The organism is Labedaea rhizosphaerae (genome assembly GCF_004362825.1).
GTDB lineage: Bacteria > Actinomycetota > Actinomycetes > Mycobacteriales > Pseudonocardiaceae > Labedaea > Labedaea rhizosphaerae.
In genome coordinates, this window is the sequence record NZ_SNXZ01000002.1 from 1,417,126 (window position 1) to 1,439,951 (window position 22,826).

Sequence of the window (22,826 nt, forward strand, 5' to 3'; positions counted from 1 at the left end):
CGGTCGAGTTGTCGCTCCGGCGGGTTCAGTCCAGAAGACTATCCCCGTCGTACGACAACCCGGTGGACCCGGCCTCGATCAAGTGTTCATGTCGCCCGGTCGTCGCAGGTCAGCCCGCTTCACGAGACGACTGCCACAGGTCGATGCCCGCCTCGACGGCGTGCTTGTCGATCTCCGCGAGCTCCTCGGCGGTGAGCGCGGGGCCGGACACGGCGGCAAGGTTCTGCTCGAGCTGCCCGACCGAGCTCGCCCCGACCAGCGCCGAGGTGACCCGCGGATCCCGCAGCACCCAAGCGATCGCGAGCTGGGCCAGCGACTGGCCACGGCCCTTGGCGATCTCGTTGAGCGCCCGCACCCGGGCGAGGTTCTCCTCGGAGAGGAAGTCCTTCGACAGCGAGCCCGGGCGGCTGGCCCGCGAGCCCTCGGGCACGCCGTTGAGGTACTTGTCGGTGAGCATGCCCTGCCCCAGCGGCGAGAAGGCGATGCACCCGGCGCCGAGCTCCTCGAGGGTGTCGAGCAGCCCGCCCTCGATCCAGCGGTTGAGCAACGAGTACGACGGCTGGTGGATCAGCAGCGGCACGCCCGCGCCACGCAGGATCGCCTCGGCCTCGCGGGTCTTCGCCGGCGAGTACGAGGAGATGCCGACGTAGAGCGCTTTGCCTTGGTGCACCGCGGAGATCAGCGCGCTCATGGTCTCCTCGAGCGGCGTGTCCGGGTCGAACCGGTGGCTGTAGAAGATGTCGACGTAGTCCAGGCCCATCCGGCCCAGCGACTGGTCGAGCGACGCGAGCAGGTACTTGCGCGACCCGTGGTCGCCGTACGGGCCGGGCCACATGTCGTAGCCGGCCTTGGTGGAGATGACCAGTTCGTCGCGGTACGGGCGCAGGTCGTCGGCGATCATCCGGCCGAAGTTCTCCTCGGCGGAGCCGTAGGGCGGGCCGTAGTTGTTCGCCAGGTCGAAGTGCGTGACGCCGAGGTCGAACGCGCGGCGCACGATGGCCCGGCCCGTCTCGTACGGGGTGTCGCCGCCGAAGTTCTGCCAGAGGCCCAGCGAGACCGGCGGCAGCAGCAGGCCGCTGCGCCCGGTGCGGCGGTAGTTCGTGGCATCGTAACGGTTCGCGTCCGCGACATAGGTCATGGATCCATCCTCGCACGTCCCATCAGGACGGTCAGGGCGTCGAGACCGAGTCGCGCATCACGTCGAACACGGGGTCCAGCGCAGACCACTCCACGTCCGGCGCCGACAGGTAGATCAGGTACTCGGTGCCGCCCGTGCGCCAGTACAGGCCGTGCACGTGCCGGGTGACACCGTCCTTGACGAACGTGAACTGCCAGTCGACCGCCGCGACACCCTGGAAGGTGGTGGCGGACAACGAGATCCGCTGGTAACCGGAGCGGATCTTGGGGTTGCCGCGCTCGCCCGCGGTGATCTCGGCGAGCAGGCTCGTCCTCGTCGGCGGGTAACCGCCGAATCGGGCGAACGCGCCCGCCGGATCGGCCTCGCCGACCTGCCGGTAGGAGGCGCCGGCCGCACTGTCCCGCCACGTCGCCGGGACCGCCACGCTGATGCCGCCGGGGCCGGTGAGCCGCTGGTAGGCCTCTTCGGACGGCTCCGGTGTGGTCGCGTCTGGTGTGGTGGTGTCGGGTGTGCCTGGATCCGGCTGGGCTCGGCCGCCGATGGCCCCCTCGGGGACGGCTCTGGGGACGGCTTCGGGGACGGCTCCGCCCGGGTCGCCGCAGAGCCGGATGATCTGCGCGAAGGCCGAGCAGGCATCCGCTTCGGTGGCCGGGCGGCTGCCGCAGGCCGACACGCACGCGACGAGCGCAGCCGCGATCGCGGCGGAACGGAGAGCACGCAAGCCGGGCATGTGCTGGGGATCGGGGGTCGCCGGGCGGCCGATACGAAAACGGCGGAATTGTCGTGTTATTGGCGAGTTCGCCGAACGGCGCGCGGGCGGCAGCCGGTCTCCCTACGATGCCGGGGTGACCGAACAGGACAGGACCGACGCCAGGCTCAAGACGCTGCAGACCCAGCTCGACGAGCTCCGCGAGGCGCGGACGGGCGACCGCACGTACGCGGCGTTCGCCGGGATCGCGAGCGCACTGGCCGTGGCCGTGGTCGTGCTGTCGACGGGGACCTGGTTCACCTACAAGTCGCACACGTACAGCGCGTGGGAGCAGCCCGGCGACATCAACTGGTTCGGCTACGTCGCCGTGATCCTGCTGTTCGCGCTGGTCGCCGCCAGTATCGCGGTCGTGTGGCTCGACGGGCCGGGCCACCTCGGCCACTGGTTGCTCGCGTTCCTCGCCGGGCTCACCGCCGTGTGCGTGCTGGTGCTCGCGGCCCAGGTGCCCCGCCAAGGGGACCTGCACACGGCCCCGGCCTACTGGTTCACCATCGCGGCGGCCATCGGGCTGGCCCTGGCGCACGGCTACCGCGGCGACCGCCTCAGCAAGGCGCGCCGCTTCTAGCGAGCACTTCGGCCTCCTCCGCGGGCGTCAGCCCCGCCTTGCGGGGCCGGTCCGCACCGAGCTCCCGTTCGTGGGCCAGCGCCGCGACGGCGGTTTCCTCGACCGGCCGCAGGCGCAGACCCGCGGCCAACGACGGCGTGATGTCGTGGGCCCGCAACCGCTCGCCACGCATCGGCGCCCACAGCGGCAACGACCGTGGTCCCATGTAGTGGTTCACGCCCGCCGTGGCCTGGACGAGCTCGTGGGGTGGCGCGTCGATGCCGGCGGCGGTCCGCGCGAGGATCTCGCCGAGGGTCGACGCGGGCCCGATCGCGTCGTACACGCCGGTCAGGCGCTGTTCGGTGGCCAGCACGAGCCACGCCGCCAGGTCCTCGACGTCGATCAGCTGCGTGAGCTCGTCGAGCGGCGGGACCGCGACCCGCCCGCCCCGCGAGAGCCGCAGCGGCCAGTAGCCGTAGCGGTCGGACCGGTCACCCGCGCCCGCGACCAGACCGGGCCGCACCACGAATGCCTTCTCCCCCAGCGCTTCGCGCACCATGCGTTCCGCGATGACCTTGGCGCCACCGTAGGTCGCGGGATCGGGTGGCACGAGCGCGGCGGTGGTTGCCGTCTGGCCGTCGTGCAGGTGGTCGTCGTCGTAGACGCTCATCGACGACACGAACGTCCAGTGCGCGGCCGACACTGCCGCCAGCGCATCCGCCACCCACCCGGGCCCGCCCCACGCCACGTCCACGACGGCGTCGAACCGGGCGCCCTCGAGCGCCGCCAGCCCCTGGTCCCGGTCCACGGCGAGGTCGCCGTGCCGGCTCGCCGCCACCACCTCGTGCCCGCGGTCGGCGAACCGCCGCGACACCGCCCCCGACACGAAGCCCGATCCACCGAACACCAGCACACGCATGCCGCCACCTTGGCCCACCACGACCGGGCAAAGCCGGGGATTTCGCCCAGCGCGCAACGGGTCAGAGGTCGAAGAACACCGTCTCGTTCGGACCCTGCAGGTGGATGTCGAAGCGGTAGCCGTCGTCGGTGCGCTGGGCGATGAGGGTGTGCTGGCGGTCCTCGGGCACCGTGTCCAGCAGGGGGTCGCCGTCGTCGAGCAGGTGCGGGAAGTAGATCCGGGTGATCACGCGGTTGAGCAACCCGCGGGCGAACACCGACACGTCGATGTGCGGCGCCTGGCCGTCCACCGCGCCTGGGAGCAGCGTGCGGATCTCGTACTCGCCGTTGTCGTCGGTCGGGCACCGGCCGAAACCGCGGAACTCGCACCGCCCCGGCGAATCCGGGTGGTCGAAGGTGCCGTCCGGGTCGGCCTGCCAGGTCTCCACGAGCGCGTCCGGCACGAGTTCGCCCGCGCCGTCGTACACGGCACCCCGGATCCAGATCGCGTCCGGGGTGTCGCCCGCGACGACGTGCGCGCCGTCCGGCCACGGCAACCCGATGTGCAGGAACGGGCCGATGGTCTGCGAGGGGGTCGGCTCCATCACGCGTCCTCCGCTGGGGTCGCCTCGCGGCCACGCAACACGATGTCGAACCGGAAGCCCAGGGCCCAGTGGTCGGTGGTGCGGTCGTGGTCGTAGGCCGCGACCAGCCGTGAGCGCGCCGACTCGGGCACCGACTGGTAGATCGGGTCCTGGAAGAAGAGCGGGTCGTCCGGGAAGTACATCTGGGTGATCAGCCGCTGCGTGAACGACGTGCCGAACAGCGAGAAGTGGATGTGCGCGGGCCGCCACGCGTTGGCGTGGTTGCCCCACGGGTAGGCACCCGGGCGGATCGTCGTGAACTCGTAGTGCCCGTCCGCGTCGGTGAGGGCGCGCCCGACCCCCTCGAAGTTCGGGTCGAGCGGAGCGGCCCAGCGATCGGCCCGGTGCTTGTAGCGGCCGGCCGCGTTCGCTTGCCAGATCTCGACGAGCGAGCCTCGCACCGGCCTGCCGTCGCCGTCGAGCAGCCGGCCGTGCACCACGATCCGCTGGCCGATCGGCTCGCCGTCGTGCTGGACGGTCAAGTCGTTGTCGTGCTCGCCGAGCCGCCCCGGGCCGAGCAGCGGACCCGTCAGCTCGGTCAGCCGCTGCGGCATGAGCACCAGCGGCTGCTTCGGGTGGCGCAGCGCCGTGGACCGGTAACCGGGGTGGTCCAGCGGTGGGTGCGTTCCGTCGGGATCGCGGCGGAAGGTCATGGGCGGACCGCCTCCCCGCATTTCAATCCGCCGGTCACGTTGCGAGATGACGGCTCGGCTTGGTCCCGTGGTCGTGGCTGGCTTGCGTCACGTTCCCCTGAGGTGCGGCTGACAGCCCCGCGGCTTGATCTCGATCCAGCGGTCGGCGCACGAAGGGTCATGGGGTCAGCTTGATACGTGGCCGCCGGAATCGCAGGTGGTCTTCCGCTGAGCGGAAACCCGGCTGGCTCACGGCGCCCGTTGTGTCCGATGTTCGGGGTCACGCCCGTTCTCCCCCATGGAGGTGGACATGACCCCGACCGACCGTCGCTGGGTGCTCCCGTTGTGCTGGTCGGCCGTGCTGCTGGACGGCTTCGACCTCGTGGTGCTCGGCACCGTGATCCCCGTGTTGCTGACCGGGAAGGTGTGGGGCCTGACCCCCACCGGCGCGTCGGCGGTGTCAACGATCGGGCTGGTCGGCATGACCATCGGTGCGCTCGCGGTCGGCACGGTGACCGACGTGATCGGCCGGCGGCGGGCGCTGATCCTCGCGGTCTCGGCGTTCTCGGTGTGCACGCTGCTCTGCGCGTTCGCCCCGAACGCGGTGGTGTTCGGGGCGTTGCGGTTCCTCGCCGGGCTCGGCCTCGGCGGCTGCCTGCCGACGGCGATCACGCTGGTCACCGAGTACGCGAAGGGCCGGCTGAACGGGCGGGTCACCACCACGATCATGACCGGCTACCACGTCGGCGCCGTGCTCACCGCCTTGCTGGGGCTCGTCGTGATCTCCTCGCTCGGCTGGCGGTGGATGTTCGTGCTCGGCGCGCTGCCCGCCGTGGTGCTGGTGCCGTTGATGCTGCGCTTCCTGCCGGAGTCGCCGTCCTTCGGCCAGGAGGGCAAGGACTTGGGTGCGGCGCTGGAGGCCGTGCGGTCGCTCTTCCGGCCCGGGTACGTGCGCGCGACGCTCGCGTTCTGGGTGACCTCGTTCATGGGATTGTTGCTGGTGTACGGGCTGAACACGTGGCTGCCGCAGATCATGAAGGACGCGGGCTACCCGCTCGGCGCGGCGCTGGCCCTGTTGTTGACGTTGAACATCGGCGCGATCGCGGGGTTGCTCGCCGGTGGCCCGATCGCCGACCGGTGGTCGCTGCGGCCGGTGACCATAGCGTGGTTCGTCGGGGCCACGGCGTTCCTGGCCCTGCTGAGCGTCCGGTTGCCCGCCGTCCTGTTGTACCCGGTGGTGTTCCTCGCCGGCTGCTTCGTGTTCGCCTCGCAGGTGCTGGTGTACGCCTACGTCGGTCGCGTGTACCCGGCGGCGAACCGCGCGACCGGGCTCGGCTGGGCCGCGGGCGTCGGGCGGATCGGCGCGATCTGCGGGCCGCTGCTCGGCGGCGCGCTGGTCTCGGCCGGGATCGCTTTCCCTTGGGGCTTCTACGCTTTCGCCCTCGTCGGGGCGATCGGCGCGCTCGGCGTGGTGGCCGTCGGGTCCGCTAGTCGCCCTGCCACGACACCCGCCGCACCGACCGCGGCAGCGTGACCGGCGCGCCGAGGGCACGCGACACCCCGCGCGCGGCCGCCCGGACGGTGGGCACCAATGCCATCGGGTCGTGCTCGCCGTGCGGCACCACGACGGACAACGCGGCGACCACCGCGTCGTCCGGCCCGAACACCGGCGCGGCGACCGACATGCTGATCAACTCGATCTGCCGGTCGCTGATCGCGTGCCCGTCGCGCCGGACCGCGGCGAGCACGCGGCGCAGCACCGCGCCGTCGGTGATGGTGTGCTCGGTGAACCCCTTGAGCGGGCCCGCGATGACCTGCTCCTGCAGGTCCCGGTCGGCGTGGGCGAGCAGCACGAGCCCGACCCCGGTGGCGTGCGCGGGCAGTCGGCCGCCGACCCGGGTGAACACGTGCACGGCGTTGCGCCCGGAAATCCGTTCCAGGAACACGACTTCGGGCCCGTCGAGCACGGCGAGCTGCACGTGGTGGCGGGTCGCTTCGTAGAGGTCCTCGAGGAACGGCAGGGCGCTCTCGCGCAGCCCGACGCTGCGCGGTGCCAGCGAGGCGACCTCCCAGAGCCAGAGGCCGATCCGGTACCGGCCGTCCACGCCGCGTTCGAGCGCCCCGGTCGCGGTCAGGTCGCCGACGATGCGGTGGGTGGTGGTGAGCGGGAGTTCGGTGCGCCTGCTGATCTCGGACAGGGTCAGCAGCGGTGTCTGCGCGCTGAACGCGCCGAGCACCGCGAACATCCGCGCAGCCACGCTGGTCCCCACCCGGCAAGTGTGGAACACCGGACGGCGGCTCGCCGTGTATCGCCGGCGGATCGGGGCTGGACCAGGCCACGACACGGTGGTGGGCATGGACGCCGCGCAGCTGGTGCACAGCTATTCCGCCACCATCCAGAGGACGCACGACGACTTGGTCGCCAAGGCGGGCGCGCCAGGTGACGACGCGCGACAACGCCAGAACGAGTTGCTGGCGAAGTACCAGGTCAGACCGGACGAGACCACGAAATGGCCCGGCTGGCCGCTGTCGATGGCGCAGACTCCGGTGGAGCTCACCAAAGCCGAGGCGGCCATGCTCGACAACCTGTTCGCCCGCCAAGGCGTGTCGGGCCTGCAACGGTTCAAGAGCATCAAGGAGGAGGCCGAGCGGGCGGCCAAGGGCGCTTTTGGCGGCCAAGGGCGGCTTGACGGGCACGCGGACTCGTTCCGGCACGCCTACTGGAACGCCCTCATGACCCAGGAGTACGGCGAACCGTGGGCGAACCAGTTCGCCACCTCCCACGAGCGGTACCCGGACAACAACCCGATCCCGGTCGCGATGGACCTGCACAACAACGAGGTGGGCCGCCAGATCGCCCTCGCCCACCCGAACGCCACCACCGACGAGATGAAAGGGCTGATCGACCAGGCGGTCCGGGACGGCCGGATGCTGGTCATCGACAAGAACGACATGCTGGTGCCGTCCAACACCGTGGCGCCCGGCGACACCCGTGTCAGCGACGACGCCCACCCGTGGCCGACGGACAACCCGCAGCGCGGCGACGACACCGACCCGGGCGCGCCCAACGCGTCTCCTGGTTACTAGTGCCCCGCCGCAAAAGGTTCAGCGCGATGCACCAACCTTCCGCAGCGAGGCACTAGCTCACCGACTGCAGCAGGACGCGCAGGATCCGGTCCAGTGCTGCCTTGTCCTTGGCCGACAACGCCGACAGCATCCGGGCCTCGTTGGCGATGTGCTCGTCGACCGCCGCCTCGACCACCTGGACGCCGTGTTCGGTCAACGCCACCAGGAAGCTGCGCCGGTCGTCGGGGTCCAGCCGCCGCTCCACCAGGGCCGCCGACTCGAGCCGGTCCAGGCGGTTGGTCATCCCCGCCCGCGAGAGCATCAGCGTGGCCGACAGCACGGACGGCGTCAGCACGTAGGGCTTGCCGGAGCGCCGCAGCGCCGCCAGCACGTCGAACTCGCCGCTGCGCAGGCCGTGCTTGGCGAAGACCTCGTCCACCGCCTTGCCCGCCAGCAGGGCCACCCGGCCGAAGCGGCCGAAGATGCTCATCGCCGTCAGGTCGAGGCCGGGCCGTTCGCGGGCCCACTGGTCGCAGATCACGTCGATCTCGTCTGGCATGCGCACATCTTATTAGACATCTGATAGTTCGACGTCGTACTATTCGATGCATGACCTTCATCAAAGCGGACGACAAGGGTTCGATCATCGTCAAGGCCGGGGACCACGAGGTGCTCGGCGAAGGCGCGCCCACCACCGTGCGGTTGCTGGCCGACGCGAGCGCGACCGGCGGTGCGCTCAGCTGCCAGCGGGTCGTGCTCGGCGAGGGCGCGAACGGCGCCACACCACACCACCACGCCCACCGCAGCGAGTTCTTCTACGTGCTCGACGGCGCCCTGCAGGTGCTCACCGACGACAAGGTGCACGTCGCGCGCGAGGGCGACCTGCTCGTCGTCCCACCCGGCGCGACGCACGCGTTCGGCGCGGCTCAGGGCCAGCGGGCCGACGTGCTGATCGTGATCACGCCCGGCATCGAGCGGTTCGAGTACTTCCGGCTGCTCGCCCGCCTGCAGCAGGGCCACGCCACGATCCAGGACCTCCTGGACTCGCAAGAGTTGTACGACAACCACTTCAGCCAGAGCGAGGCGTGGGAGAAGGCGCGGGCGAACTAGTCGACCACGGGCCTGCCCACGAACGCCGACGCGATCTTCTTGTCGGGATAACCGACGATCCCGGCGATCGCCACCACGGCCGTGCCCTCGATCGTCAGCCCGCCGGGGCCAGGAGTACCGGCCCGCCAGCTAGCGATGGCCTCGAGGACGAAGTTGCGCCCAGCCCGCGTGATGTAGTCACGCTTGCCGCGCCACGCGAGGTACGCCCAGCTCAGGACCAGCAGGCCACCGAGGAACAACAGCGGGACCACCTGAGGAACCCCATGGATCGTCCCGGTCCTGGAGGCGCCGCCAGTCACCCATGTCACGCGGTGCACCTTGAGCTCAGCCGCCGCCCGCACGAACCCAAACAGCCAGATGGCCATGTAAACGACGAGAATCGTGCTTCGGTACGCGACGACCGCGCGCTCCCGCAAGGCGAGGCCGCGCTCGGCGAGGTCGTCGGAGAGCTTGGCCAGGGCGGGCCGGACCTCGATCGGGAGCTCGGCGATCCGGATGCCACTGCGCACGCGCGCGAACACCGCCCGCTCGAACGGATCCGCGGGCTCGGCCTTGCCGATCCGGGACAACCTGGCCTCGGCATCGACCCGCAGCCGACCGGCGTGGAGCAGAGCCGCGACCGCCGACTCCACCGCCCGCACCGCACCGCCGACGACCAGCGGGCTGGCCGACAGGTAGGCCAGGTGGTGCGCGGTGAGGCCAGATCGCACCGGCCCGTCCGGCTTCCTGCGATTCTGCAACCACCCGCGCACGAGCGGGGCCGCGATCGCCGGCGCCACCAGCAGGCCGAGGTGGATCCAGAAGAACCGCGACTCCGAGATACCCCAAGCTTCGTTCACCGGTCCCCCTCCGGAATTCCCGGGAGACTCTACGCGATGCGGCCCGGCGTCCGAAGTGGACGCCGGGCCGTCACGCGGTGGAACTCAGGCGTGCCGCTTGCGTGCGTAGAACGCGGCACCACCGATGACACCGATCCCGGCCACCGTGCCCAGCACGACGATCAGCGTGGGATCCGAACCGGCGGGCTGCGCCGGGGCGGCGGCCGCGATCATGCGGGGCGTGCCCGCAACGCCGGGCTCGGTGTTGATGCCGCCGATCATGTGGTTCTTGCCGTACGGCGTGTTCGGCATCTTGTCGGCGTACCGCACGTTCACGATGTGCTGGTACTCGGCGACGGACACCGACTGGGCGCCGATGGCCTTGGTCGCGTCGCTGTTGAGCGCGACCACCTTGTCACCGGAGAGCGCATACCACGCGTGGATCTGCGGCTCGTAGAACGCCTTGCCCGACACCGCGTTCGCCTTGTCCGCGTACACGAACTCGGTGTCCCCGGACGCGATGTTGACCTCGACCCAGGCGTTGCCCTGGCGAGCGGTCCACACCGACGCCTTCGTGCCGTCGGGCGCGGTCGCCTCGGTGGCCAGGAACGCTTGCGTGGCCACAGGAACCGAGGCCGACGTGGCGGTCACGAACGCCGGGTTCAGGTAGTACACCGCGACCGTGCGGCCCATCTTCGGGGTCACGGTGGCGTTCGGGGCGATCCCGGCCTTGCCGGCCCCCGCCAGGAACCGCCCGGCGGTGGCCTGCACGGACGGTGTGGTGGCGGCGGCATGGGCGCCGTTCACGTCCGCTGTGGACGGTGCGGCCAGGCTGGGCACCGAAGCGGGTGCGGCGGTCGCGAGCCCGCTGCCCAGCAGCAACCCGGCGCCCGCGGCGAGCACGGCCCCCGCGAGCCGGAACCGGTTGAGGGACTTGCTCATGATCGTCACGCTCCGATGTTGTAGAGGGTGTCGTCCCAGTAGAACTGGCCGTTGCTGCGGTAGGCGTTGTAGGACATCAGGTTGTAGCGGTTGTCGCTCGGCCACGGGTCGCCGAAGTAGATCGACTGGCTGCCGGAGTCGTAGCCGTAGATGACCTCCGCGTGCCCACCGCCGGAGGTCCAGCTGATCCCGGTCTCCATCGGGTGGCCGGCGTCGATGTTGGACACGATCGTGCTCCACGACACCGCGCCGCTCTCGTACCCGGGCGACACACCGAGCGCCGAGAACGCCCGCTGGTCCCAGGACAGGTAGCCCGGCTGGTTGGGGCACTGGTAGCTGGTCGGGTAGCCGCGAGCCAGGTCGCAGAACGTGTTCTGGCTGGTTCCGTGGCCGAGGTAGGTGGCGATGGTGTTCCCCGACGCCACCCAGCACCACTGGTCGTACTGCTGGACCTGCATGCTGATACCGAGGTTGCGGGCCGCGAACGCGGGGCTCGCGGTTTGCGCTTCGGCGGGAGCGGCCGACGCTGGTGCGGCCGCGAACAAGGCGGCGCACGCGGCCGCGGCGAACCCGGCGGCCAGCCGGATCGACGCGGAAACCCGCTTGGGTTGGGTCATTTCTGCTCCTTCACTGTGCCCCGATGACACCGGCGAGCCGAGAGTAAGGAACATTTACGAGGCCGTTGAGCGGTCACGATCACGGCCAGTAACTCTGTGAATACTTCACACCTGGTGTGAACGCACAGGTCAGAGGCTTGCTGCGGAAATCCGGCCTGTCGGTCGATCACACGCGGCCATAGCATGGATTTTCACATCACACGGAATTGCCGCGAACAGAGTCAGCCAAGTCACCTGTCGGGGAGTGACCCATGACCATCGCATCGATACCGTTGGCGCACGCCGACCCGGGATTGCTGGACCGGGCCCTGCGCCACGGTCCGTTCGATGCCGCGTTGCGTGCGGCCATCGTCGCGTCCGGGTTGTCGCTCGACCGCTTGCGCACCAAGCTCGCCGAGCGCGGGATGCCGGTCGGGATAACGACTTTGAGCTACTGGCAGCGTGGTTTACGCAGACCCGAAAGACCGGAGTCGTTGCGCGCCGTCGCCATGCTGGAGCAGATCCTGGGCCTGCCGGACCGGTCGTTGATCGTGCTGCTCGGGCCACCCCGGCCCCGCGGCGGACCGAGCCGCGGCGTGCCCCGGTTCACCGAGCTGATCAAGGCGCCGGACGCGCTCGACGCGCTGCTCGCGGACCTGGACTCCCCCGCCGCGGGGCGGCTGCGCGTGGTGAGCCAGTACGACAAGGTGACGGTGAACGCCGCCGGCGCGATCGACCGCATCGACACGACGTCGGTGGTCAGCGCGCCGTCCGGGGACGTGGACCGGGCGCTGGTGATCTACACCGTCGAGACCGGCGAGCGTGCGCAGGACGTGACGATCGTGCCCGGCGACAGCTGCCGGCTGGGCCGCACGGTGGCGTGCCCGATCGCGCGGGCGCGGGTCGCGGAGGTGCTGTTCGACCGCAGGCTCGGGGTCAACGACACGCACATGATGAGCTACCGGATCCAGGTCGGCGAGGACACCCGCGCCCACGAGCACGTCACCGGATTCCGGTTGCCCGCAGGGCATTACGTGCTGCGCGTGGCGTTCGACCCGCGCACGCTCCCGGTGCGGATGCGCCGGTTCACCGCCCGGGACTCGGGGTCGCCGGAGGAGGACATCGCGGAGCTGACCCTCGACAGCCACCACTCGGTGCACTTGGTGGCCGATGACGTCCGGCCGGGCGTGGTCGGCATCCGGTGGGACTGGAGCTGACCACGCCCAGACCGGCATCGAGGTCAGGCGCTCAGCGCCAGCAGGTCAGGTTCATCGCGGGGACCCAGCCGTCGGTCCAGCCGCCGTTGGGGTGCCCGTACATCCAGACCAAACCGTCCGAGGTCAACGGGCCGCTGACGAGCCGGAAGCCCGACCCGGCGGCGACGGTGTACATGACCTCGCTGTGGTCGAGCTTCGGGTCGACCCGGACCCAGGTGTTCTGGTTGGTCAGCGGCACCGAGCCGAGGGTGCAGTACTCGGCCCCGGCGAACGCGGACGGCGCCGCGATGACGGTGACGGCGGCAAGCGACGCGGTGGCAGCACCCACGGCGAGGGCGCGGCGCAATGCGGGCATCAGTGGTTCCTCCTACAGGAATGGGGCGTGCGAAAGGGTTGCGGTCAGGAGTAGCAGGTCAGGTTCTGCGCCGGGACCCAGCCGTCGATCCAGCCGTTGCGGTGCCCGGCCATCCAGACGACCCCGATCCCGTCGGTGACCGGACCGCCGACGATCCGGAAGCCGTACCCGGCGGGCGTGGTGTACATGACGCCACTGGTGGTCCAATTCGGCGCGTCGCGGACCCAGGTGTTCTGGTTGGTCAGCGGCACCGAGCCGATGGTGCAGGCTTCGGCACCGGCGAACGCGGCGGGAGCGGCGACGACGGTGACAGCAGCCAGCGACGCGGTGGCGACGCCCACGGCAACGACCCGGCGCACGGCGGATAAAGCGGACACGTGTGGTTTCCCTCCTGGGAACGAAGGCGCGTGAAAGCCGCTTCCCAGAAGGGGTTCCGGCCGCCACGCGTGATCAACAGCGGCGGCACGCTACCACCTCGCGCTCAGCCTGAGTAGGGGCGTTCTCGCGCCAATTCCTGCCTGGCCACCGTCCTGCGGTGCACGGCATCGGGCCCGTCCACGATCCGCAACACCCGCGCCCAGCTGGCGAAGTAGGCCAACGGGGTGTCATCCGAAACGCCGGCCGCGCCGAAGACCTCGATCGCCCGATCCACCACCGCGCAGGCCATCGCGGGGGCCGCGACCTTGATCGCCGCGATCTCCGTCGCGGCGCCCTTCGCACCGTGGTTGTCGATCAGCCACGCCGTCTTGAGCACCAGCAGGCGCGCCTGCTCGATCTCGATGCGCGACGTCGCGATCAGGTCGCGGACCACGCCCTGATCGGCCAGCGCCTGGCCGAACGCCGTCCGTTCCTGAGCGCGACGAACCATCAGGGCGACCGCGCGCTCGGCCATCCCGATCGCACGCATGGCGTGGTGGATGCGGCCAGGACCCAGACGCGCCTGGGCGATCATGAAGCCGTCGCCTTCGCCGGCCAGCAGGTTCGCCGCGGGCACGCGCACGTCGTCGAACACGATCTCCGAGTGGCCGTGCTGGTCCTGGTAGCCGAAGATCGGCAGGTGCCGCTCGATGGTCATGCCGGGCGTGCCCCGCGGCACCAGGATCATCGACTGCTGGCGGTGCGGCTCGGCGTCGGGATCGGTCTTGCCCATGACGATGAAGATCTTGCAGCGCTCGTCGGCACTGCCGCTGATCCACCACTTGCGGCCGTTGATCACGTACTCGTCGCCGTCGCGGACGATCGAGGTGGCGATGTTGCGGGCGTCGGAGCTCGCCACAGCGGGCTCGGTCATCGCGAACGCGGAGCGGATCTTCCCGTCCAGCAACGGTTCCAGCCACCGCTCGCGTTGCTCGTCGGTGGCGAAGAGCTCCAAGGTCTCCATGTTGCCGGTGTCCGGCGCGGCGCAGTTGACCGCCTCGGGCGCGATCGTCGGCGACCAGCCGGTGATCTCCGCGACCGCCGCGTAGTCCACATTGGACAGACCGGAGACCTTGGGCAGGAACAGGTTCCACAGGCCACGCTTGCGGGCCTCGGCCTTCAGGTCCTCCAGCACCGGCGGGTGCGCGTGCGGGTCGTGCGTGGCACGCCACTGCCGGTAGACCGGTTCGGCCGGGAACACGTGCTCACGCATGAAGTCCCACATGCGGCCGCAGACCTCCTCGGCCTGGGCGCTCGGCGCGAAGTCCATGACCTATCCCTTCCTCAGCAAGTCCAGTCCCGCCTCGGCAATGCGCACGGCCTCGCCGTCGAGCGCACCGAAGTCCTGTCCGGCCATCGCGCCCGACGCGACCCGCGCCGCGATGCCCTCCGCGATCACCGCGAACTTCAGGTGCGCGAACGCCCGGTAGAACGCGATGTCACCGGGATCGCGCCCCGAGCGCGTGGCGTACCGCTCGACCAGGTGCTCGCGGCCCGGGAAACCCGGCAACGCCGTCACCGTCGGCACGAGGTCGCTCTGCGGTTCCCCCGGCTCGCGCCAGTAGAACAGCAGCAACCCGAGGTCGGTCAGCGGGTCGCCGACCGTGGCGAGCTCCCAGTCGAGCACGGCGGCGATGCGGCCCGGGTCGTCGGGGTCGGTGATGCAGTTGTCCAGCCGCAGGTCGCCGTGGATCACCGACGGCGGCGGGCTTTGCGGTATGCGCTCGGCCAGCGCAGCTCCCAAGGCGGTGATCGAGGGCGCACGTCCGCGCTTGCCCCACCGGTCGACCTGGCGAGCCATGAACCCGGCGGGTCTGCCGAGGTCGCCGAGCCCGACGGCAACGGGGTCGAGCGCGTGCAGGCCGACCAGGACGTCGACCAGCGCGTCGGACATGGCCACGCGCTGCGCCGGAGTGTCCGCATAGGACGGTGGCAGCTCGCCGCGGATGACGTGCCCGGCCACCTTTTCCATCACGTAGAACGGGACGCCGAGCGGCTCGGGTTCCGGGTGCCACAACACGATCCGCGCCACCGGCACGGCCGTCGGGGCGAGCGCGCGCTGGACGGCGACCTCGCGGCCCATGTCGTGCGCGCCGGACGGCAGGTCACCGGTCGGCGGCCGGCGCAGCACCAGCGCCCCCGCAGGACTGGTCAGCTCGAAGGTCAGGTTGGACTTGCCCCCGGAGATCAGCGACGCCGACAGCTCACGCCACCGCGGCTCCCCGGTCGCGGCCGCGAGCAACCGGCCGAGTTCGGCCGGCCGGACCAGCTCACCGATCACGCGCCGTCCCAGAGGAAGCCGGCGACGCTGCCGTCCGGACGCCGCGCGCCGGGCACGCCGCGGAACTCGTACGGCGCGGGCTCGCGGCCGGGCTGCACCAGCCAGCACGCCCCGCTCTCGCCCTCGGCGGCCCGCAACACCACCGATGCCACCTCGTCGGCTTGCAGCAGCGGGAAGTCCTTGAAGATCTCCCGCCACGGGTCGATCAACGGCGTGTCCACGAAGCCCGGGCAGATGGCCGCGATCCGCACGCCGTCGGCGGCCAGCACCGGGCCGAGCGAACGCACGAGGCCGACGACCGCGAACTTGGTCATCGAGTAGAACGGGTTGGTCGGCATCGGGGTGAGCCCGCCCAGCGACGCGAGCACCACGACCGAGCCGCCGGTCGCCTTCAGGTGGGGCAGCGCCACGGTGATCGAGCGGACGACGGCGGTGATGTTGATGTCCACGATCCGCTGGTAGCCGCTCGGGTCAACACTGTCCCAGGTCGTCGGCCCCGAGTCGCCGACCCCGGCGCAGACCACCGCGAGGTCCAGGCCGCCGAACGCCTCGGCCGCCCCGTCGCAGGAGGCTCGCAGCGCGGCGTCGTCGCGCACGTCGAGCATGTCCGAACTGGTGGCGGGCACGCCCTCGGGCACCGGCAGGAGGTCCGCGACGTGCACCTGCCGGCCGCGTTCGGCGAGCTGACGCACGACGGCCGCGCCGATTCCCGACGCGCCACCGGTGATCCATGCACCGCTCATCGTTGGTCCCCTCCTGGTGCGGTCATCGCGAACGCGAGCCGGCCGATCCGGTCCGCGCGGTTGGCTGTGGCAGCGGACGCCATGGCGCCCTGGGTCGTGGTGTCCACGGCGATCGCCTCGGCGTCGGGCGCGCTGGCCAGCGGCTGCTCCCCCGCGTGCAGGACGAGCAGGTCGCGGAGGTGGTCGGCACCGGCGATGACGGTGTGCACGTCGGTGTGGGCCACGACAGCGTCGTGGGCACCATCGTGCTCGCTGAAGAGCACCGTCGCGTGCGACTCGGTCAGCAGGCCGATCAGCTCGGCGGTGCTCGCGGCGGGATCGGCGAGCACGGCGGAGCCGCCCGCCTTCCACGCGCCGACGACCGCGATCACGAGGTTCGGACCGTCGGGTGCGGCGATGGCCAGCCGGTCACCGAACAGGAACCCGCGGTCGAGCAAGGCGGCGGCGAACGCGTCGGACGCAGCGTCGAGCTCGGCCATGCTTGCCCCGAACACCTCGGTGCCCGGCGCCCGCGCGACCGCGTCGCGGAACACGTCCAGCATCGTGCGCATGTTCTCCCTGCTGTTTCCCCCTGCGCCGACCAACCGCTCGGATTGTCGCCCCACCTTGGCAGAACAGGGCCGTACCGTCAATGTCAGCGTTCAGCTAGGCTGAACAGCATGGGAGTCGACGTCGGGGCGGCCATCCGCGCGGCCCGGGCCGCTCGCGGCCTCTCGGTGCGCGAGCTGGCGCGGCGCATCGACGTCAGCCCGGCGACCGTGAGCGCCATCGAGAACGGCCACACCGAGGTGACGGTCAGCAGGCTCCAGACGATCGCGGCGGCGCTGTCGGTGAGCGCGGGCGAACTGCTGGACGGCTTCGACCCGCCCTCGCCGGCCCAGCCCGCTCCGACCGACGCGGCCTGGCGCCGGTACGGCCCGCTCGACCTCGACCCGGTCCTGCGCGCGGCCGTCGACGAGTTCGTCGCCACCGGCTACCACGGCGCGACGATGCGCTCGATCGCCGCGCGCGCCGGGATGAGCGTGCCCGGCCTGTACCACCACTACGCCCGCAAGCAGGACCTGCTGGTGCGCATGTTCGACCTGACCATGGCGGAGCTGCACTGGCGCGTGCGCGCGGCCCGCGACGAGGGGACGTCCAGCGCGCAGCGGGTTCAGCTGGTGGTGCAGAGCCTGGTGTTGTTCCACACCCACCGGCGGGAGCTGGCTTTCCTCGGCTCCAGTGAGATGCGTGGCCTCGAACCGGCCAACCGGCGCCGGATCGCGGGGCTGCGCACCGGTATCCAACGGTTGCTGGACGCCGAGATCGCGGCCGGGCTGGCCGACGGCACGTTCACCACCCCGCACGCCCAGGACGCCGGCCGCGCGATCGCAACCATGTGCACGTCACTCGCGCAGTGGTTCCACGCAGACGGTCCACGTAGCCCCGAACAGGTGGCCACTGAGTACGCACGTTTCGCACTGGCGATGCTGGGCTGTTCCGCCTCCCCGGAATCCGCGCGATGAGCCTTATCGTTGACACATGTCAACCAGTCGTGAGGTGCGCGTGCCCTACGTCCTCGAGCAGGACGACGACGGTGTTTGGTGTGCGCACACGCAGCTGCAACCGCACGTCGGTGCGCACGGTGAGGGAGACACCCCCGAGGCTGCTGTGGAGGACCTGCGTGAGGCACTGAGCGGGCTGGTGGCGGAGTTCGGTATCCCGCAAGAACTGACGACGACATCGGCCTGAGCGTGGACGACCTGCGCGAGCTCCTTTGAGCCGAACCATTCAGCGCTTGATCGACGCCCAGGTTGCCGACGGCACGTTCACCACCCCGCACGCCCAGGACGCCGGCCGCGCGATCGCAACCATGTGCACGTCACTCGCGCAGTGGTTCCACGCAGACGGTCCACGTAGCCCCGAACAGGTGGCCACTGAGTACGCACGTTTCGCACTGGCGATGCTGGAACCGGGAAACTAAGCCGCGTCGTGGAAGACCAAGCCAAGGGTGTGCCTCCTGCCGGAGCGGATGACCGAAACGCCGTGGCGCACCGGCGATTTCGACCAACCGCGGGCTGACTGGACCGGGCGGTCTCGGGTGGTGAACACCAGACCGTGTCCGAAGGGGATGGTGGTGGCCGTGGCGCGCGACTGCGCCCTGGGCCGTTGCTCGACGAGCAGGAACTCGCCGCCGGTGTGGTCGACTCCCGGCTCGTTGAGGTTGATCACCACTTGGAGCGGGAAGACCTTGTCCCCGTACAAATCCCGGTGCAGCGCATTCCAGTCGCCCTCCTCGTACCGCAGCAAGATCGGCGTCGGCCGAGTTTGTCCCGCGGCATGGCACTCGTCAAGCCATTTGTCCAGGCTGTCCGGCCACGTGTCGGTCCAGCCCAGCCGCTCGGCCCAACTGCGGGCGATGGGCAGCAACCGCGGGTACAGGGTTTCGCGCAACCCTTGCACCACTTCCGGGAACGGCGCCGCGAAGTACCGGTACTCCCCCTTGCCGAACCGGTGGCGGGCCATGGTGATGGTGGCGCGGAAGCGTTCCGGCGAGTCGTAGAGCGCGGTCAACTCCTTGGCTTCGGTCGGGGTGACGAGCTGCGGCAGCAACGCGCAGCCGTACTCGTCGACTTCCTCGGTGACCGCGGCCCAGTCCGCCGCGGCCACCCGCTCCCGGTAGTTCACGCGGCCTCCAGGGTCAGCAGCGTGCGCTTGGCGTCCGGGCCGCCGGCGTAGCCGCCCATCGAGCCGTCCGAGCGGACGACGCGGTGGCACGGCACGACGACCGGCACGGGGTTGAGCGCGCACGCGGTACCCACGGCCCGCACCGCCTTGGGGCTGCCCGCGGCGGCGGCCACCTGGGCGTAGCTTTCCGTTCCGCCGTACCGGATGTGGGGCAGGTGCTCGACCACCGCACGGCGGAAACCGGTGGCCAGCCGCAGGTCCAGCGGCACGGTGAACCGGTCGCGCTTGCCGCCGAAGTACTCGTCGAGCTGGTGCGCGACCTGGTCGAGCCGGGCGGGGGCCTCGAGCACCCGCGGGCTCACCGCGGTCGCGAGCTTGACCAGCACGGCCTCGTGGTCCTGGACCGAGAACGCCACGCGCACCAGACCCTGCTCGGTCGCGGCCAGCAACAGCGAGCCGACCGGGGTGTCGAGCGTGCGGTAGGCGACGTCCAGGACGCCTTCTCGTTCGGCGGTGGCGGCCAGCCGCGCGTGCAACCGCGCCAGCGTGCCGTCTTCTTCCGCCAAGGGGGCGAAGATGTTGTCAGACATGGGATTTCCCTGCGGTGTCGTAGCGGGCGCGCAATGCCTTCATGCCGTCGGCGGCGGCACGGCGCGCGGCGTCGGTGCTGCCACCGGTGATCTCCGCGATCTCCTTGTACGGCAACCCGGCCAGGTAGTGGTAGGCGACGGCGGCACGCTGCTTGTCCGGGAGGGACTCCAGCGCGTGCCACAGGTCGGCGTCCCAGTCGTCGGGCCGCCCGGTGCGGCTGGGCCGCTCGGGCAGCTGCGCGGACGGCATCGGCGCGCGGGCGCGGGCCCGGGTCACGTCGATCGCCTTGCGGTGGGCGATGGTGACGAGCCACGCTTCGACGTTCGCGGAGTCATCCAAGTCCGGGTACGCCCGCATGGCCGCGAGGAAGGTCTCCGACCACGCGTCCTCGGCGTCGACCGGGCCTAGCACGGCCCGCACCACGCGCAGGACCATCGCGCCGTGGCGCTCGACGACCCGCTCGAAGGGTTCCACTCAGAACAGCCTGCCAGCCAGGGCCGGGCTCGGCTCCTCCAAGGCGAGCAACGCCCACTTGCGATCGAGCCCGCCGGCGTACCCGGTCAGCGACCCGTCGGCGCCGATGACCCGGTGGCACGGGATCACGATCATGATCGGGTTGCGCGCGATGGCGCCGCCGACCTCCTGCGGGAGTGCGCCGAGTTCGCGGGCGAGTTCGCCGTAGGTACGGGTCCGGCCGTACGGGATGGCACGCAGCAGAGCCCAGACGCGGTGCTGGAAGTCGTCACCGCGCGGGGCCAGCGGCAGGTCGAACTCGGTGCGTGCGCCCGCGAAGTACTCGTCGAGCTGGGGCTTCACCTGGGCGAATGCCCTGTCGTCCCGGTCCCCCAGCGCGGCCGGTCCGCCCTTGTGCCCGGTGAAGTAGATGCCGCTCAGCGCGCCGTCGTGATTGTTCGCGGCAACGAGGGTGAGCACGCCGAGCGGCGAGTCCATCGTGGTGTGGTTGGTGCTCATGTCCGGTAGACGCTCACGCGCCCCGGAACGTGAGATCAGGCGCCTTGATATGTCCCGAAGGTCCAGACGTTGCCTTCCGGGTCGGCGATGCCGACGTTGAGCGAGCCGTAGTCGGTCTTGCCGAGCTCGGCAACGACCTTGGCCCCCGCCGCGACCGCGCGGTCGTGCACGGCCTTCGGGTCCTCCGTGGACACGTACAGCCATTGGGTGCCGGGCTCCGGCTGCGGGTAGTCCGTGTGGTTGCCACCGGAGCCGTACATGACGCCGCCTCCTTCGGGCCAGGTCAGTTCGGCGTGCACGATGCGGTTCGGGTCCTCGTCGTCGCGCACGGTCAGGGCCTCGGCGAAGCCGAAGACCTCGGTCAGGAACACGCGCGCCGCCTCGGCGTCGCGATAGATCAATCCAGGCCAAACGCTCATGGCCCCGAGTCTGCGTCCGGCCCCGTCGCGACGTCTTGGAGAAACGGGAGCTCCTCGCGGATCCACTCGCTGGGCGTGCACCCGGCCATGGCGCGCCATTCGTTGGTCAGGTGCGCCTGGTCGTAGTAGCCCGCATCGAGCGCCACCTCGGCGAGCGGACGCGGCCCGCGGCGCAGCAACGCACCCGCCCGCTCGAACCGCATGAGCCGGGCGACCTGCTTGGGCGCCAGCCCGACCTCGCGGCCGAACCGCGCGGTGAAGTGCCGCCTGCTCCAGCCGATCTCGTCCGCCAGCTCGGCGACCGGCGCGGTGCCGTGCCCCGCGGCCATCCGCCGCCACGCCCACTGCACCTCGGTCACCAATGTCACCGGTCGAAGCGTGCGCGCCAGCTCGGTGTCGAGCAGGGCGAACCGGCTCGGCCAGTCCGGCAAGCCGGCGAGCCGGTCGGGCAGCACCCGGGCCCACGAGGTCGGCAGGTCGGCCAGGTCGACGATGTCCGAGGTCAGCTCCGCCGCCGGCACGCCGAGCAACGCACGCAGCCCGATCGGGTTGAGCTCGACGTGCAGGCCGTGCTGGAAGCTGTCCTGCGCGATCAGCACCGGGCCCAGGTGCAGCCCGCCGACGGCCGCCTGCATGGTGGCCGGGCTGCCCGGCCCGTCGAGCATCCGCATCGGGCCGGCGAGGCTGATGACCAACGTGATGGTGCCCGAGGGCAGGCCACGATGCACCGGCAACGTGACGTCGTGCTGCGTGTACCCGATGTAGCGGCGCACGAACGGGCGTAGCGCGGGATGCGGTTCCCGTGCCGCCCAGCTCGGTTGGCCCATGTCGTCAGGGTAAGGCGAGACCAGCCGGTGCGCGCTAGCCGGAGCGGCGGGCCGGGTGGGCAACGGCGAGGTCGGCCTCGATGCGCGCCGCGGTGGCCTGGAGTTCGGGCAGCACGTCGCGGCGCACGGCCGCCGGGGTGCCGCGGCTTGCCTGGGTGGACACGTTCATCGCGGCCACCACCTGGCCGTCGCGGTCGTGCAGGGGCACGGCGATCGAGCGCAGCCCGGACTCCAGCTCCTGGTCGACCAACGCCCAGCCCTGCGCACGCACCCGCGCGAGCTCGGCGCGCAGTGCCTCCGGCGAGGTGATCGTGTGTTCGGTGAACGTGTCCAGTTCGGCCGCACTCAGGTACGCCTCCAAGTCCACATCGGACAGTCCGGCCAGCAGGACGTGGCCCATCGACGTGGCGTGCGCCGGGAACCGGGTGCCGACGTTGATCGCCACGGTCATGATCCGCGAGACCATCACGCGGGCGACGTAGACGATGTCGGTGCCGTCCAGGACGCTGACCGAACTGGACTCGCGCACCTGCGCGGAAAGCCGTTCCAGGTGGGGCTGCGCGACCTCCGGCAGCGAAACGCTGGAGAGGTAGGCGTAGCCGAGTTCGAGGACGCGGGGCGTCAGCGCGAACAGCTTGCCGTCGGTGCGCACGTAACCGAGATCGGTGAGGGTCAGCAGGAACCGCCGGGCCGCCGCCCTGGTCAGGCCGGTCGCCCGGGCCACGTCGGACAGGGTCAGCTCGGGGGTGTCCGGGCCGAACGCGCGGATCACGGCGAGCCCCCGGTCGAGGGACTGCACGTGGTGCGGAGCCCGGTCAGTCACCGGCCACCTCGTCGAGCACCCGCTTGGCCACGGCGAGGGCCGAGTTCGCCTGCGGCACCCCGGCATACGCGCCCGTGTGCAGGATGACCTCGACGATCTCGGCCTCGCTGAGCCCGTTGCGCAGCGCGCCACGCACGTGCAGCGCGAGTTCGTCGTGGGCGCGCAACGCGGTCAGCACGGCCAGGGTGACGCAGCTGCGGGTGCGCCGGTCGAGCCCCGGCCGGGTCCAGATGCCGCCCCACACCGCGCTGGTGATGTAGTCCTGGAACGGCTTGGTCAGCTCGGTCGTGCCCGCGATCGACCGGTCGACGTGCTCGTCGCCGAGCACGTCGCGGCGCACGGCCATCCCGTCGTCGTA

Annotated in this window: 31 protein-coding genes and 1 pseudogene; 8 read left to right on the plus strand and 24 right to left on the minus strand. The window is 70.9% G+C overall.

What is annotated here, in order from left to right; all coding sequences use genetic code 11:
• Positions 1–109 precede the first annotated feature (109 nt).
• Together mgrA and EV186_RS15970 are read right to left on the minus strand one after the other, a co-directional pair.
• Positions 110–1,138 carry an L-glyceraldehyde 3-phosphate reductase gene (gene mgrA / locus EV186_RS15965; protein ID WP_133849990.1) on the minus strand — a complete coding sequence of 343 codons (1,029 nt, stop codon included), beginning with the start codon at positions 1,136–1,138 and terminating at the stop codon, positions 110–112.
• A gap of 31 nt (positions 1,139–1,169) precedes the next feature.
• Positions 1,170–1,868, minus strand: coding sequence for a hypothetical protein (locus tag EV186_RS15970; protein WP_133849991.1), 699 nt, complete (start codon positions 1,866–1,868; stop codon positions 1,170–1,172).
• Between the two features lie 115 nt (positions 1,869–1,983).
• Between EV186_RS15970 and EV186_RS15975 the strand changes: the two genes are divergently transcribed.
• Positions 1,984–2,472 carry a hypothetical protein gene (locus EV186_RS15975; RefSeq protein ID WP_133849992.1) on the plus strand — a complete coding sequence of 163 codons (489 nt, stop codon included), beginning with the start codon at positions 1,984–1,986 and terminating at the stop codon, positions 2,470–2,472.
• Here the strand turns inward: EV186_RS15975 and EV186_RS15980 are convergent.
• The 3 genes from EV186_RS15980 to pcaH form a co-directional block, all read right to left on the minus strand.
• Positions 2,450–3,370 carry an NAD-dependent epimerase/dehydratase family protein gene (locus tag EV186_RS15980; RefSeq protein WP_133849993.1) on the minus strand — a complete coding sequence of 307 codons (921 nt, stop codon included), beginning with the start codon at positions 3,368–3,370 and terminating at the stop codon, positions 2,450–2,452. The two genes, EV186_RS15975 and EV186_RS15980, sit on opposite strands and share 23 nt — an antisense overlap.
• A 61-nt stretch (positions 3,371–3,431) precedes the next feature.
• Positions 3,432–3,953: a protocatechuate 3,4-dioxygenase subunit alpha gene (gene pcaG, locus EV186_RS15985; protein ID WP_133849994.1), complete on the minus strand. Its 522-nt coding sequence runs from the start codon at positions 3,951–3,953 to the stop codon at positions 3,432–3,434.
• Entirely contained in the window at positions 3,953–4,645 is a 693-nt protein-coding gene (gene pcaH / locus EV186_RS15990) for a protocatechuate 3,4-dioxygenase subunit beta (RefSeq protein WP_243754057.1), read from the minus strand. Before pcaH ends, pcaG begins: the two co-directional genes overlap by 1 nt.
• Before the next feature lie 289 nt (positions 4,646–4,934).
• Between pcaH and EV186_RS15995 the strand changes: the two genes are divergently transcribed.
• Positions 4,935–6,158: an MFS transporter gene (locus EV186_RS15995; protein ID WP_133849996.1), complete on the plus strand. Its 1,224-nt coding sequence runs from the start codon at positions 4,935–4,937 to the stop codon at positions 6,156–6,158.
• On the opposite strand, the gene EV186_RS16000 is transcribed toward EV186_RS15995, so the two are convergent.
• The gene (locus EV186_RS16000; protein WP_243754097.1) at positions 6,112–6,870 is read right to left on the minus strand and encodes an IclR family transcriptional regulator; all 759 of its coding nucleotides are present in this window, start codon (positions 6,868–6,870) and stop codon (positions 6,112–6,114) included. The genes EV186_RS15995 and EV186_RS16000 overlap by 47 nt on opposite strands.
• A gap of 109 nt (positions 6,871–6,979) precedes the next feature.
• Between EV186_RS16000 and EV186_RS16005 the strand changes: the two genes are divergently transcribed.
• Positions 6,980–7,711: a DUF6973 domain-containing protein gene (locus tag EV186_RS16005; RefSeq protein WP_133849998.1), complete on the plus strand. Its 732-nt coding sequence runs from the start codon at positions 6,980–6,982 to the stop codon at positions 7,709–7,711.
• 52 nt (positions 7,712–7,763) lie between these two features.
• On the opposite strand, the gene EV186_RS16010 is transcribed toward EV186_RS16005, so the two are convergent.
• A complete protein-coding gene (locus EV186_RS16010) occupies positions 7,764–8,249 on the minus strand; it encodes a MarR family winged helix-turn-helix transcriptional regulator (protein WP_133849999.1) in 486 nt (161 codons plus the stop codon).
• 50 nt (positions 8,250–8,299) lie between these two features.
• Between EV186_RS16010 and EV186_RS16015 the strand changes: the two genes are divergently transcribed.
• Entirely contained in the window at positions 8,300–8,800 is a 501-nt protein-coding gene (locus EV186_RS16015) for a cupin domain-containing protein (RefSeq protein ID WP_133850000.1), read from the plus strand.
• On the opposite strand, the gene EV186_RS16020 is transcribed toward EV186_RS16015, so the two are convergent.
• The 3 genes from EV186_RS16020 to EV186_RS16030 all read right to left on the minus strand — a co-directional run bounded on the left by EV186_RS16020 (position 8,797) and on the right by EV186_RS16030 (position 11,177).
• A complete protein-coding gene (locus tag EV186_RS16020; RefSeq protein ID WP_133850001.1) occupies positions 8,797–9,639 on the minus strand; it encodes a TIGR04222 domain-containing membrane protein in 843 nt (280 codons plus the stop codon). The genes EV186_RS16015 and EV186_RS16020 overlap by 4 nt on opposite strands.
• 84 nt (positions 9,640–9,723) lie before the next feature.
• The gene (locus tag EV186_RS16025) at positions 9,724–10,560 is read right to left on the minus strand and encodes a hypothetical protein (protein ID WP_133850002.1); all 837 of its coding nucleotides are present in this window, start codon (positions 10,558–10,560) and stop codon (positions 9,724–9,726) included.
• A 5-nt stretch (positions 10,561–10,565) separates the two neighbouring features.
• A complete protein-coding gene (locus EV186_RS16030; protein WP_133850003.1) occupies positions 10,566–11,177 on the minus strand; it encodes a papain-like cysteine protease family protein in 612 nt (203 codons plus the stop codon).
• A 251-nt stretch (positions 11,178–11,428) separates the two neighbouring features.
• Between EV186_RS16030 and EV186_RS16035 the strand changes: the two genes are divergently transcribed.
• The gene (locus tag EV186_RS16035) at positions 11,429–12,373 is read left to right on the plus strand and encodes a hypothetical protein (protein ID WP_133850004.1); all 945 of its coding nucleotides are present in this window, start codon (positions 11,429–11,431) and stop codon (positions 12,371–12,373) included.
• Positions 12,374–12,404: 31 nt separating this feature from the next.
• On the opposite strand, the gene EV186_RS16040 is transcribed toward EV186_RS16035, so the two are convergent.
• From EV186_RS16040 to EV186_RS16065, 6 genes are all read right to left on the minus strand, one after another.
• Entirely contained in the window at positions 12,405–12,728 is a 324-nt protein-coding gene (locus tag EV186_RS16040; RefSeq protein WP_133850005.1) for a hypothetical protein, read from the minus strand.
• 44 nt (positions 12,729–12,772) lie between these two features.
• Entirely contained in the window at positions 12,773–13,105 is a 333-nt protein-coding gene (locus tag EV186_RS16045) for a hypothetical protein (RefSeq protein WP_133850006.1), read from the minus strand.
• Between the two features lie 104 nt (positions 13,106–13,209).
• On the minus strand, positions 13,210–14,415 hold the full coding sequence (locus tag EV186_RS16050) for an acyl-CoA dehydrogenase family protein (protein WP_133850007.1): 1,206 nt from the start codon (positions 14,413–14,415) through the stop codon (positions 13,210–13,212).
• A gap of 3 nt (positions 14,416–14,418) precedes the next feature.
• Positions 14,419–15,426, minus strand: coding sequence for a phosphotransferase family protein (locus EV186_RS16055; protein ID WP_208115615.1), 1,008 nt, complete (start codon positions 15,424–15,426; stop codon positions 14,419–14,421).
• A complete protein-coding gene (locus tag EV186_RS16060; protein WP_133850008.1) occupies positions 15,423–16,169 on the minus strand; it encodes an SDR family NAD(P)-dependent oxidoreductase in 747 nt (248 codons plus the stop codon). Before EV186_RS16060 ends, EV186_RS16055 begins: the two co-directional genes overlap by 4 nt.
• Complete coding sequence (locus tag EV186_RS16065) at positions 16,166–16,720, minus strand: AMP-binding protein (RefSeq protein WP_133850009.1); 555 nt, start codon at positions 16,718–16,720, stop codon at positions 16,166–16,168. Before EV186_RS16065 ends, EV186_RS16060 begins: the two co-directional genes overlap by 4 nt.
• Positions 16,721–16,828: 108 nt before the next feature.
• Between EV186_RS16065 and EV186_RS16070 the strand changes: the two genes are divergently transcribed.
• From EV186_RS16070 to EV186_RS16080, 3 genes and pseudogenes are all read left to right on the plus strand, one after another.
• Entirely contained in the window at positions 16,829–17,674 is an 846-nt protein-coding gene (locus tag EV186_RS16070) for a TetR-type transcription factor C-terminal domain-containing protein (RefSeq protein ID WP_133850010.1), read from the plus strand.
• A 16-nt stretch (positions 17,675–17,690) separates the two neighbouring features.
• Positions 17,691–17,900, plus strand: coding sequence for a type II toxin-antitoxin system HicB family antitoxin (locus EV186_RS16075; protein WP_133850011.1), 210 nt, complete (start codon positions 17,691–17,693; stop codon positions 17,898–17,900).
• A gap of 19 nt (positions 17,901–17,919) precedes the next feature.
• Positions 17,920–18,132: pseudogene (locus EV186_RS16080) on the plus strand (TetR-type transcription factor C-terminal domain-containing protein); the annotation flags it as partial.
• Here EV186_RS16080 and EV186_RS16085 read toward each other — a convergent pair.
• Genes EV186_RS16085 through EV186_RS16120 form a run of 8 tightly spaced genes read right to left on the minus strand, consistent with a single transcriptional unit; the run spans position 18,129 to position 22,814 of the window.
• Entirely contained in the window at positions 18,129–18,836 is a 708-nt protein-coding gene (locus EV186_RS16085; RefSeq protein ID WP_133850012.1) for a 2OG-Fe(II) oxygenase, read from the minus strand. The pseudogene EV186_RS16080 and the gene EV186_RS16085 sit on opposite strands and share 4 nt — an antisense overlap.
• Positions 18,833–19,426 carry a methylated-DNA--[protein]-cysteine S-methyltransferase gene (locus EV186_RS16090; RefSeq protein ID WP_133850013.1) on the minus strand — a complete coding sequence of 198 codons (594 nt, stop codon included), beginning with the start codon at positions 19,424–19,426 and terminating at the stop codon, positions 18,833–18,835. The genes EV186_RS16085 and EV186_RS16090 overlap by 4 nt, the downstream gene beginning before the upstream one ends.
• Positions 19,419–19,901 carry an RNA polymerase sigma factor gene (locus EV186_RS16095; RefSeq protein WP_133850014.1) on the minus strand — a complete coding sequence of 161 codons (483 nt, stop codon included), beginning with the start codon at positions 19,899–19,901 and terminating at the stop codon, positions 19,419–19,421. Before EV186_RS16095 ends, EV186_RS16090 begins: the two co-directional genes overlap by 8 nt.
• Entirely contained in the window at positions 19,902–20,399 is a 498-nt protein-coding gene (locus EV186_RS16100; protein WP_133850015.1) for a methylated-DNA--[protein]-cysteine S-methyltransferase, read from the minus strand.
• Between the two features lie 35 nt (positions 20,400–20,434).
• The gene (locus EV186_RS16105; RefSeq protein WP_133850016.1) at positions 20,435–20,818 is read right to left on the minus strand and encodes a VOC family protein; all 384 of its coding nucleotides are present in this window, start codon (positions 20,816–20,818) and stop codon (positions 20,435–20,437) included.
• Positions 20,815–21,645 carry a helix-turn-helix transcriptional regulator gene (locus EV186_RS16110; RefSeq protein ID WP_133850017.1) on the minus strand — a complete coding sequence of 277 codons (831 nt, stop codon included), beginning with the start codon at positions 21,643–21,645 and terminating at the stop codon, positions 20,815–20,817. The genes EV186_RS16105 and EV186_RS16110 overlap by 4 nt, the downstream gene beginning before the upstream one ends.
• 34 nt (positions 21,646–21,679) lie before the next feature.
• Positions 21,680–22,468 carry an IclR family transcriptional regulator gene (locus tag EV186_RS16115; protein WP_243754058.1) on the minus strand — a complete coding sequence of 263 codons (789 nt, stop codon included), beginning with the start codon at positions 22,466–22,468 and terminating at the stop codon, positions 21,680–21,682.
• Positions 22,461–22,814: a carboxymuconolactone decarboxylase family protein gene (locus EV186_RS16120; RefSeq protein ID WP_133850293.1), complete on the minus strand. Its 354-nt coding sequence runs from the start codon at positions 22,812–22,814 to the stop codon at positions 22,461–22,463. The genes EV186_RS16115 and EV186_RS16120 overlap by 8 nt, the downstream gene beginning before the upstream one ends.
• Positions 22,815–22,826: the final 12 nt, after the last annotated feature.